The 10,107-nt window shown below is 53.0% G+C and carries 8 protein-coding genes and 2 pseudogenes; 3 read left to right on the top strand and 7 right to left on the bottom strand.

What is annotated here, in order from left to right:
* On the bottom strand, window positions 1–2,051 hold a 2,051-nt coding region (locus APU02_RS10315), incomplete at its 3' end, for an autotransporter outer membrane beta-barrel domain-containing protein (protein ID WP_072197103.1).
* A gap of 758 nt (window positions 2,052–2,809) precedes the next feature.
* On the opposite strand from APU02_RS10315, the gene APU02_RS27115 reads away from it, so the two are divergent.
* From APU02_RS27115 to APU02_RS10300, 3 genes and pseudogenes are all read left to right on the top strand, one after another.
* The gene (locus tag APU02_RS27115) at window positions 2,810–2,962 is read left to right on the top strand and encodes a LacI family DNA-binding transcriptional regulator (RefSeq protein WP_082636813.1); all 153 of its coding nucleotides are present in this window, start codon (window positions 2,810–2,812) and stop codon (window positions 2,960–2,962) included.
* On the top strand, window positions 2,904–3,107 hold the full coding sequence (locus APU02_RS10305; RefSeq protein ID WP_060570009.1) for a DUF957 domain-containing protein: 204 nt from the start codon (window positions 2,904–2,906) through the stop codon (window positions 3,105–3,107). The genes APU02_RS27115 and APU02_RS10305 overlap by 59 nt, the downstream gene beginning before the upstream one ends.
* A gap of 84 nt (window positions 3,108–3,191) precedes the next feature.
* Window positions 3,192–4,053, top strand: a pseudogene (locus APU02_RS10300) (DUF4942 domain-containing protein).
* 487 nt (window positions 4,054–4,540) lie between these two features.
* Here APU02_RS10300 and APU02_RS26910 read toward each other — a convergent pair.
* The 6 genes and pseudogenes from APU02_RS26910 to APU02_RS10275 form a co-directional block, all read right to left on the bottom strand.
* Window positions 4,541–4,733, bottom strand: a pseudogene (locus APU02_RS26910) (ISL3 family transposase); the annotation flags it as partial.
* Between the two features lie 222 nt (window positions 4,734–4,955).
* Window positions 4,956–5,654, bottom strand: coding sequence for an L-ribulose-5-phosphate 4-epimerase (gene araD, locus APU02_RS10295; RefSeq protein ID WP_060570008.1), 699 nt, complete (start codon window positions 5,652–5,654; stop codon window positions 4,956–4,958).
* Window positions 5,648–6,508, bottom strand: coding sequence for an L-ribulose-5-phosphate 3-epimerase (locus APU02_RS10290; protein WP_060570007.1), 861 nt, complete (start codon window positions 6,506–6,508; stop codon window positions 5,648–5,650). Before APU02_RS10290 ends, araD begins: the two co-directional genes overlap by 7 nt.
* Entirely contained in the window at window positions 6,501–7,163 is a 663-nt protein-coding gene (gene ulaD, locus APU02_RS10285; protein ID WP_060570006.1) for a 3-keto-L-gulonate-6-phosphate decarboxylase UlaD, read from the bottom strand. The genes APU02_RS10290 and ulaD overlap by 8 nt, the downstream gene beginning before the upstream one ends.
* Window positions 7,160–8,665 (bottom strand): FGGY-family carbohydrate kinase, encoded by a 1,506-nt coding sequence (locus APU02_RS10280; protein ID WP_060570005.1) that lies wholly within the window; start codon window positions 8,663–8,665, stop codon window positions 7,160–7,162. Before APU02_RS10280 ends, ulaD begins: the two co-directional genes overlap by 4 nt.
* Before the next feature lie 77 nt (window positions 8,666–8,742).
* Window positions 8,743–10,062 (bottom strand): MFS transporter, encoded by a 1,320-nt coding sequence (locus tag APU02_RS10275; protein WP_060570004.1) that lies wholly within the window; start codon window positions 10,060–10,062, stop codon window positions 8,743–8,745.
* Between the last annotated feature and the right edge of the window lie 45 nt (window positions 10,063–10,107).

Raw genomic sequence — 10,107 nt, 5'->3', positions numbered from 1 at the left:
CCAGCTTCCGGACGCACCGCATTTTCGCGCGGGGTCGGTGATGGCGTCTGCGGGTCGGTCGGATCAATCGGCACAACAGGATCAACAGGATCAAGCGGTTCTGGTTGTGGATCAGGGGATAATGCGCTGGTCAGATACCAGTTCTTGTCGTTCTGGCCCGCGCCGCGTTGCAGCGTGTAATCATACGCCCCTGCGACGATACGTCCTTTCTGAGTGAACACGCCGTCGGAATTTCCCGCCACGCTGATCAGTTCGATACCGTTGGTGGTCAGGCCGCCTGCGCCACCTGCGTTCAGTACGGTCACATACGTGTTACCGCTGGTGTTGCCATTAACGATCAGCCGGTCGGTCAGCGATGTATCGTCACCCAGTTGGGTGTTCATGATGATGTTGCCATTATTGCCAATATAATCGCCGCTGACCGTCAGGGTTTTAAATGTCGCCGCATTACGGGCCTGCGTACGGGTTGTGGCGCTGGCGGGCATAAAGTTCAGCGTGGCGCTATTCAGGGTCAGCGTGGTCAGGGTAGAGTCGGCAACCATATCCCAGCGACTGTTACTGCCGTTTAAGGCAAGGTTAATGCTTGCCGTATCCTGGATCTCCGTGTCGCCATACATATAGGAGCTATCGCCCGTAACGATATTAATGCTATGGCTGCCGGCGGCGCGTATTTTCCCCCACGCCTTCAGCGTATTGTTATCCACAATATTGGTGGAACTGTCAGCATGACTCCCGTAGCCATAAATCGCATACAGCGTTCCTGCGGCGGAATCATAAGCACGCTGACTACCGAGCGTAATATCGCCCGTAAAGCGATCGTTTGTCCCTGACTGGTGCAGTAAATACACATCCTTACCGCCTTCAGACTGAACATTAAGATGATGAATCACCGTGTCATAATTCAGCGCGCCGGAATCGCGTTCGCTGAGATAACCGGTTAAGGCCGCCTCATCTCCCCCATGCAGGTGGATGCTGGCATCATCAATACGGTATTCTGTCGACCCCAGTGTCCCATTGTCACTCAGGCGGACACCGTAAACCGCCTTACTCCCGGCGACGTCGACAGTAAGCTTTTTAATGGACAACTGGGTGTCACCCTCCACGCTGGCGCTGTGAAGACCCACGACCCTGCCGTTGTCCGACGCGCTGCCGTGGCTGACGCCTGCGATAGTCAAATCCTCAAACGTAACGGCATTGCTCAGAACCACCGGCGTTTTGGCCCCCGTGATGACGTTAATACGATAGTAAGAATCTGTCAGCTTAAGCCCGCTAACGCTCCCTTTGGCGCTCGCCAGGTCCATCACCGTTTTTCCGTCGAACCGAGCGCTATTACCGCCAATATTAATACCTTCAAGCGACCCCGTACTTGCCTCAGACATGGCGATATGCACATCGCCAGTAAAGGTCGATGTTTTACCCGCCAGATCCAGCGCCGCATGGTGGCCGCGCGTTGAAAGGGGATTGGCATCGTGATAATTAATATTGACATTCTCCGCAGTTAAAATGCTGTCCTGAGCCGTCTCGATATTACCCAGGACGATGTTGGTGGTACCTTTTAAATCAGCCTGTGAACTGCCATTAAGCAATATTGCGTTGACCAGATCGTAATCATTCACCCGGGTATTTTCTGCATTAATGGTCAGGTTCTCGGCTTTCAGGACTCCGGTACCATAGATATAAATGGCTGTTCCTCGCTTATTACCGTTGGTCTGATAATCAAATGTATAATTAAGCGTGGCATTATTACCTAAATCCACCGTACCGGCCGTTGCTTTTACAATATAACCAGGATTAAAAGTCAGCGAATCGTCCGGGTAATTACCGGCACTGGTGATAACGCTATTATCTGCCAGGATTACCCTACCATCCGCAACGCGCACATCGACAAATGAGACGTCATTGCCGTCTGGAAGGATTACGGTACGCTTATCGCTGGCCGTAGATGCATCAATAACGGTACTGACGGGAGCTGCGGCAGCGGAATAAACGGCAGAGGAAAGAATAGCGCTAACAAACAGGGCTACCTTATTCGGTTTAAAAGAGATATTCATATATGACAATCCTTGTTAATAGCTAATACTAACAACACGACGCGCGAATCTGGCGCTGTTTTTATAAATACAAAATAATACCGCAAAGAAAACATTCTCATGCTACTGAGATAACAGTCATCATAAGCAGAAATAAACATTGACACAACAATCGAAAATTGCCTCTCAGGGATGAGATTATTGATAAAAACGTCATGTCTTCACAAAATAATAACACCACGTTGCATTCGACATAAAAAACCACAAAAACAAAAAATCATGGCACTTACCACTAAAAATCAACCTACTACAGACAGAGAAAAATCCTAAAAAAAGGGACTAATATGATTTTCATCTGAATCGCCACAAATCACATAATATTCACATTATTAACGTCATTCTTCTATTTCCGCAGAAAAAATCCAGGATAATTACCAAAAATAAATTCAGATTGTTCACACTAAGAATACTCTTGTTCCGTACTAATTGCGCCTCACCTACCTCTTTCTGCGTAGCTGAAAAAACGGAATAGTTAAAGAAAATATATTTTCATGCAGTAATTTTTCATTATTTAAATAAGTCACAGACCTTATCAACGCCGCTGGCAATATTTTTTGCGGATGCTGCCGGTTGCGACCACCCCTTTTTACCCGCCGATACGCTATTGACAGCCTGACCTGTAACATCACACTAATCCGTTTTAGTGACTCATTTTTCATAAACAAGACGAGTTGAATGTCGTCTCGTTGCCAATCATCATTCACCAATAAGGAGAGAGGGTGAACATCCGTGATATCGCGCAGCATGCCGGGGTTTCCGTCAGTACCGTGTCCAATGTCCTGAATCGGCGCAACGGTCAACAGGACAAACAACATCATGACATTAACCACCGAAGACGCCCTGCAAATCCTGATCGACGGGTTACGGGATAATACTGACTGTGGTACAAACATCATCTTCGATAACGCCGGGAACAATACGGACTCTGCCATGCTGCTTCCACACATGGAACAGGCACTGAATGACGTTCGCGATCTCCGCCATCTGCAGTTGCTGCAACGAGCCCGGTCAAAATAGCTCTGCCTTCTGTACATTACACATATACACAAGCGCCAGCCTTAACCGGGCTGGCGTTTGTTCTTATATAAAGGAAACAAAATAATGGTCGCACTGACTCACACCGAGCCTGACGTGTTAACCGATCACACCGACGTGATATGCTCCACCAGCATTGAACGCATCGTCACCGGACGGAATACCGCGCTGGCGCGGATTGAATCATTGATCCACCAGCTTGATGACTCTCCACACTGACCTGCGGTATTGGCGGCGGTGAGGCCAGTGAATGGGGAATGCGCACCGGGCATCGTTATGACTGCTGGTTTACTGAATCCACCGACAAAGCCATGGTAGCGTTCACCCGCAATATAGATCGCAGCATCTGGCGTGACCTGATGCAACGCTCCGGTATGCTTTCGCTTATGGACGCGCAGGTCCGTGATGAATGGCACAACAGTCTGGAGAAAGACGATATCCCGGCGATCTCTGAAGCCAACATAATGAGCACGTTTGAGCAACTACACCACAAAAAAGCGAAGTTTTCGAGCGTGGTGTGATCAATGTTTTCAAAGGACTGAGCCGGGATTTCAAAACCAATTCGCCCTGTAAATTTGGCGTAAAAATCATTGTGACAGGACTGGTCAAATATGACCGATGGGGATACGGGCTTAACTGGGGCTGGCAACGCGACAGATTAGCAGATCTTGAGCGCATGCTGATGCTTCTTGATGGAAAACCCATTCCCGACAACCGCGCTGACGTTACCCGTCGTCTCGGCGATCACATCAGCATACAAAAAATAAAGTCCGTTGCTTATGAAGATAATTATTTTACGATTAAGTATTTTCAGAAGGGAACGGCGCATATCACTATTAAGCGACCAGAACTGGTTGATAAACTAAATGACATCATTGCCAGACACTATTCGGAAATGTTACCTTCAAAATCAGGCTCTATTGATTGATTCAATTGAATATTTTAGCCTCTTTCCCCTCCTGCAAAATCATTTGGGGGTACTTATGGGGGTTACTCATTTATCCAACACAAATTAAAAATTGAAAATCAACAAGTTAATACTCATTTGCGACTCCTGTGATCCATCCTTCTAATCCCTTATATATCAGGATTACTTAGTATACAGAGGTCAACCGACTTCACCCCGTATCAAGTTGCTTTTGGGGGGACTTTAGGGGGTATTATTTTCTCTTGAAATATCAGCACCCCCATAATGGAAAAAATGTGATACATAACAACGGCTTTTAACAACATCTTTGTTATACAAGGGGTGCGTTGGGGGTATAAGGTTAGTTACTGGCGGAAATCCCCCAAGAACATGGATTCATCAAAAGCCGGAGAATGTCATGGCATTAACCGATATTAAAGTGAACACCGCAAAACCAAAAGAAAAGCCCTACAAGCACCATTTCTATCTTTCTACACCAGCAATCCCTAAGTTGATACTGTAATTTTTGCAGTGACAGCATAGCCTGTTGCCACACTCCGGCAAAGGGGGCAAAGATTCAACAAAGACTTTACGTGAACAGAATGGGTTACGGCGCACCAGTATCGAATGGAAAAAATCAGCCAGAGTGTCAGGCCTGCATATGGCAGATGTTGTATCCGGCACCGACGCTAGCTGTGAACATAACTGCCAGGCTTCATACTGTCAGGGCAGTTTGCAGTAGACGCTGACGCCTTCTTTAAGCTCTCTCCTGTAAAACTGGATCGGTACACTTACATTAAAATAGCAGACACTGTATGAATGGAGTGTACTCTTATTTTGCCGGGAGGCGGTTAACGCCTGACCCGGTTTACAGATTAACAGTTAATTAGGGCTGAAGATTTATCCAGAGAGCCCGGTGGGTATTAGTTTTGCCCATAATAAGCATTCGCGCCGTGTTTACGCAGATAGTGTTTATCGAGCAGTTCAGACTGCATATCCGGCAGCAGTGGGGCCAGCTGGCGCGAGAAGAGCCCCATATAGGCGCACTCCTCCAGCACCACGGCGTTATGTACGGCGTCGGCGGCGCCTTTACCCCAGGCAAACGGACCGTGCGAATGCACTAATACTGCCGGGATTTGCGCCGGATCCAAGCCGCGCTGTTCAAAGGTTTTGATAATCACCTCGCCGGTCTGATACTCATACTCGCCGTTAATCTCCTCAACGGTCATCCGTCGGGTACAGGGGATCGCGCCATAGAAGTAGTCGGCGTGGGTGGTTCCCAAGGCGGGGAGATCGAGCCCGGCCTGCGACCAGATCGTCGCGTGGCGGGAGTGGGTATGCACGATCCCGCCGATCTGCGGATAGCGACGATAAAGCGCCAGATGCGTTGGCGTATCAGAGGAGGGTTTTTTACTGCCTCCCACGACCTTGCCGCTGGCGATTTCAACCATCACCATATCGTCGGCGTCCATCACGTCATAGTCGACGCCGGAGGGCTTGATGACCATCAGACGGCGCATTTCATCGACCGCGCTGACGTTGCCCCAGGTAAAGGTGACAAGCCCGTGCGCGGGGAGGGCTAGGTTTGCCGCCAGTACCTCAGCTTTCAGTTGCTCTAACATGTGAAACCTCCTTCCTGCATCCGTGATTCAATCCAGCGCCGGGCCTGTATAATCTCCAGTACCGGTTCGCTGGCCTTCTCCGTCCACATCTCAATCAGAAACGAACCGCGGTAGTTCAGCTCATGCAGCGTCTTAAAGATGCCGACAAAATCAACGCATCCTTCGCCGAACGGCACGTCGCGGAACTGGCCCGGGCTATCGTCGGTGACAGATAGCGTATCTTTCAGGTGGATGGCGACGATACGATCAATACCCAGTTTCAGCTCGGCGGTGACGTCGTTCCCCCAGGCGCTGAGGTTGCCAATGTCCGGATAGACGGTAAACCACGGTGACGAAAGCCTTTCGTCCCACTTTTTCCATTTGCTGATGGAGTTCATAAAGGCGGTGTCCATGATCTCCACCGCCAGCATCACCTGCGCGGCGGCGGCCTGCTCTACCGCCCAAGCCAGCCCTTCGGCAAAACGCTGTCGGGTGCCTTCATCGTGCTTTTCGTAATAGACGTCGTAACCCGCCAGCTGAATAGTACGAATCCCCAGATCGCGCGCCAGGCGGATGGCTTTGGTCATAATCTCCCGCGCCCGCTCGCGTACCGCCTCGTCGCGGCTGCCAAAGGGGAAACGGCGATGGGCGGACAGGCACATTGAGGGAATATCGACGCCGGTTTCCAGCATCGCGCTCACCAGCGATGCCCGCTGGGCCGATGTCCACTCCAGGCGCGAAAGGCGTTCGTCGGTCTCGTCCACCGACATTTCGACAAAATCAAAACCGCAGCTTTTGGCCAGAACCAGCCGCTCAGGCCAGCTGAGATTCTTCGCCAGGGCTTTTTCATAAATACCTAACGGGTGGTTACGCATGCTGTTCTCCCCAGATAGCGTCGATTTGCGCGTGGAATTCGGCGGCAACCCGTGCCGGATGGGCAGCTCCTGCCAGCGCGCGCCCGGCAATAAACGCTTTGACGTTGATATCTTTGAACAGCGGCAGATCGGCCGGGGTAATCCCGCCGGTGATCGAGAGCTCAAGGCCAATGTCGGAGAGTGCTTTCATGCGCGCCAGATCCGCCTCCCCCCACTGCTGCCCGCTGGCCTGGGCATCGCGTCCGCGATGGTAAATCACCTGATGGACGCCGGTACGGTACCAGGCGCGGGCGTCATCCAGCGTCCAGTTGCCGAACAGCTCCATCTGAATTTCACCGCCGCAGGCCTGCGCCACGGCCTGGCCTTTCTCGACCGTGGCGAGCGGCGCGGCGCAGATGATGGTCATCCAGTTGGCGCCAGCGCCAAAGGCCTGCTGCGCCAGGGTTTCACCGGCGTCAGCGACTTTCCAGTCGGCGACGATGATCTTCTGCGGACACTGGGCGCGCAAGGCTGTAACTGCATTAAGCCCCTCGGTCAAACAGAGGATGGTCCCCGCCTCCACGATATCAACGTGATCCTGTAGCAGGGCGACATCGCGCTGCGCAGCCTGAAGGCTGGTGTGGTCGAGCGCCAGTTGCAGTAATGGTCGGCTCATAATGCGTGCTCCTTAATACGGGCGTGATAGCCCTGTAGTGCTTCAATCAAATCCTGGTAGTGGCGGTATTTGCGCTGATAACATGCGTGGGCGGTCATATCGGGCAGCAGCGTGCGTACCTGGTGCTGCCGGGCGCGCCGGGCTTCGCTAAAGCTGCGGTATACGCCGGTGCCGACGCGCGCCGCGAGGGCAGCGCCAAAGCAGCCGGTCTCTTCCACCTGCGGCAGTTCAACGCGTAAGCCGCTGACGTCCGCCAGCATTTGCATCCAGACGTCGGAGTGCGCCGGGCCGCCGGTGACGCGTAGGGCCTGAACGCTTGTAAAGCGTTCGCGCATACGGTTGAGATGGGTCATATGGCTGAATACCACGCCTTCATAAACCGCCTGCAGCAGGTGCGCGCGGGTATGCAGGGCCTGCATGCCGTAAAAGCCGCAGGTCATCTCCAGTCCGGCGTTGCTGCCGTAGAGAAACGGCAGAAAAAACAGCTCGCTCCCGGCTTTCGGCAAACTGGCTACGGCCTGATTGATCTCATCAAACGAGAGATCGCCCCACTGGGCGGTAAACCATTCGAGGTTGCCGGATGAGGTCGGGCTGGCTTCGTGAACGATGTACTGGCCGTCATTGACGTAGCGGCCATAGACGTAAGGGTGAGCCTCATGCTCGCGCAGACCGTGAGCGATACCGCTGGTGACGGCCCAGGTCCCCATCACCGCATTGAGGGTCGACTCATCCTCAATCCCGGTGCAAAGGGCGGTGGAGACCACGTCAAACAGGCCGCCAACGACGGGAGTACCCGCCGCCAGACCGGTTAAAGCGGCTGCCTGAGCGGTGATCTCCCCGCAAATTTCGGCTGACCCTACAACGGGGGGCAGCGCGCTATCCACTTCGCCAATCCCCAGCCATTGGGTCAGAAACGGGTCGTACTGGCCCGTGGACATGTTGTAGAGGTTGGACTCGGAGATGTTGCTCTCCTCGCAGCCTTTCACGCCGGTTAAGCACCAGCGTAGATAGTCATGCCCCATCATTACGCAGCCAATTTGCGCGTAGCGCTGGGGATCATTCTCTTTTATCCAGCGCAGCAGAGAAGCCGGATGCCCGGTCCATAACGTCTGGCGGGTAACGGGATAGAGCCGTTCGGGAATGCGCTCCCGCTGCCAGCGCTGAACGATATTCAGCGCCCGGCGATCGGAGGAGAGGATGGCGTTACCCAGCGGCCGATCCTGCTTATCAAGGAGAAAAAGACCCTTACCCTGAGCAGAGATGCCCACGCCTTTAATCTGTTCGCCGGATACACCTGCCCGCTGTAATAGCCCGGCAATGGTCGCCGCGCAGTATTGCCAGAGCTGACGCATGTCGCGTTCGGCATAGCCCGGCAGGGGCGATATCGTCTGTAGTGCTTGCCGCACAATGCCATGTTCATGGCCTTCGGTGTCATATAAACCGGCTTTCAGATAGGTGCCGCCACAATCAATACCCAGCCAGAAGGCCTGTTTCTTGCTCATCTTTCGCATCTCATTCTTGCCGGGAGAACCCGGCATATTTCGCAGGCCCGGCAGGCGCAGCGCCGCCGGGCTCGATTTTACGCAGTGCGTTTATGCGGGTTTATCGTCTTTACCGGCGTAGCACCGGCATCGCATTTCGCCGGCAGCAGCAGCGCCATCAGCGCGGCCAGCGCCAGGGAGATCGCCAGGCAATAAACGCCGGCGTCTTTGCTGTACAGCGTGATCAGCACCCCGACCGCATAAGGGCCACAAAATCCGCCGAGGTTGCCAAGCGCGTTGATAACCCCGCGCGCGCCGCCCGCCATTTCCGCGCTGAACAGACGTGCCGGGATGGTCCAGAACACGCCAGCCGCCGATTGCAGGAAGAATCCGCAGCCGACCAGCGCGGCATAGGAGAGCCAAATTTGGTTTTTCAGCGCTACCGACAGGAACATGCACAGGGCGAAGCCAATCAGTGGTAGGCTGACGAACAGCTTGCGTTTACCGGTTCGGTCTGAAAGAGAAGAGAACAGGAACATCCCGGCAATAGCGCCGACGTACGGTAGAATGGCGAGCATCCCGACCTGCCCCATGCTGCTGTGGGTTAATTCTTTCAGAATGGTGGGCAGCCACAGGGTGTAGCCGTAAATACCGGTCTGGTAGAAGAAGTTCAGGGCGATAAGCTGCCACATGGTTTTGTCTGAGAGCACAGCGCTCAGAGAGGCGTTTTTCACCTCGGTGCCGGCAATGGCCCTTTGCTCTGCGGCCAGCGTCTCGACCAGATAGTTCTGCTCTGCTTTAGAGATCCATCGCGCTTCCTGCGGACGGTCATAGATGGTGTATGCCCACAGAGCCAAAACAACCAGCGAGAGCAAACCTTCGATAATAAACAGCCAGCGCCAGTCGAGAACCGTGATAATCCAGCCTGAGAGCGGGGCGGTGATAATCCCGGCAATCGGCACGAACATAATGACAATCGCGTTGGCGCGACCGCGTTCAGCGTCGGGGAACCAGTTACTGATCATCGTGAGAACGACCGGCAGCATGCCGCCTTCCGCCACGCCCAGTAAGAAGCGCAGGGCCAGCAGCTGATACTGATTGGTAATTAACCCCGTCAGCACGGAGATAACCGCCCAGGCGACCAGCGACCAGCCGATAAATTTCTTACCGCTGCCGTGAACGGCAATTTTCCCGCCGGGAACCTGTAAAAATAGATAACCGATAAAGAAAATTCCACCCGCCAGCCCCGCCATGGTAGCGGAAATACCTAAGTCGGCATCCATACCTCCGGGCATCGCAAAGGCAATATTGACCCGATCCATATAAGAAATAATGCAGGTGATCAATATAGGTGGAATAATTCTTAACCAGCGCTGGCGCGGTATATCTTTTGGTGTAGAGTTAGAGGTTATATTCATCTTTATAGTCTCGTAATATTAAAAAATATTCTGGCGATGAAGGTG

It is taken from the genome of Citrobacter sp. 50677481 (assembly GCF_001463265.1).
Lineage (GTDB): Bacteria > Pseudomonadota > Gammaproteobacteria > Enterobacterales > Enterobacteriaceae > Citrobacter_A > Citrobacter_A sedlakii.
The sequence above is the reverse complement of the archived record's forward strand: the minus strand, read 5'-3'. Positions and strand labels throughout refer to the sequence as shown.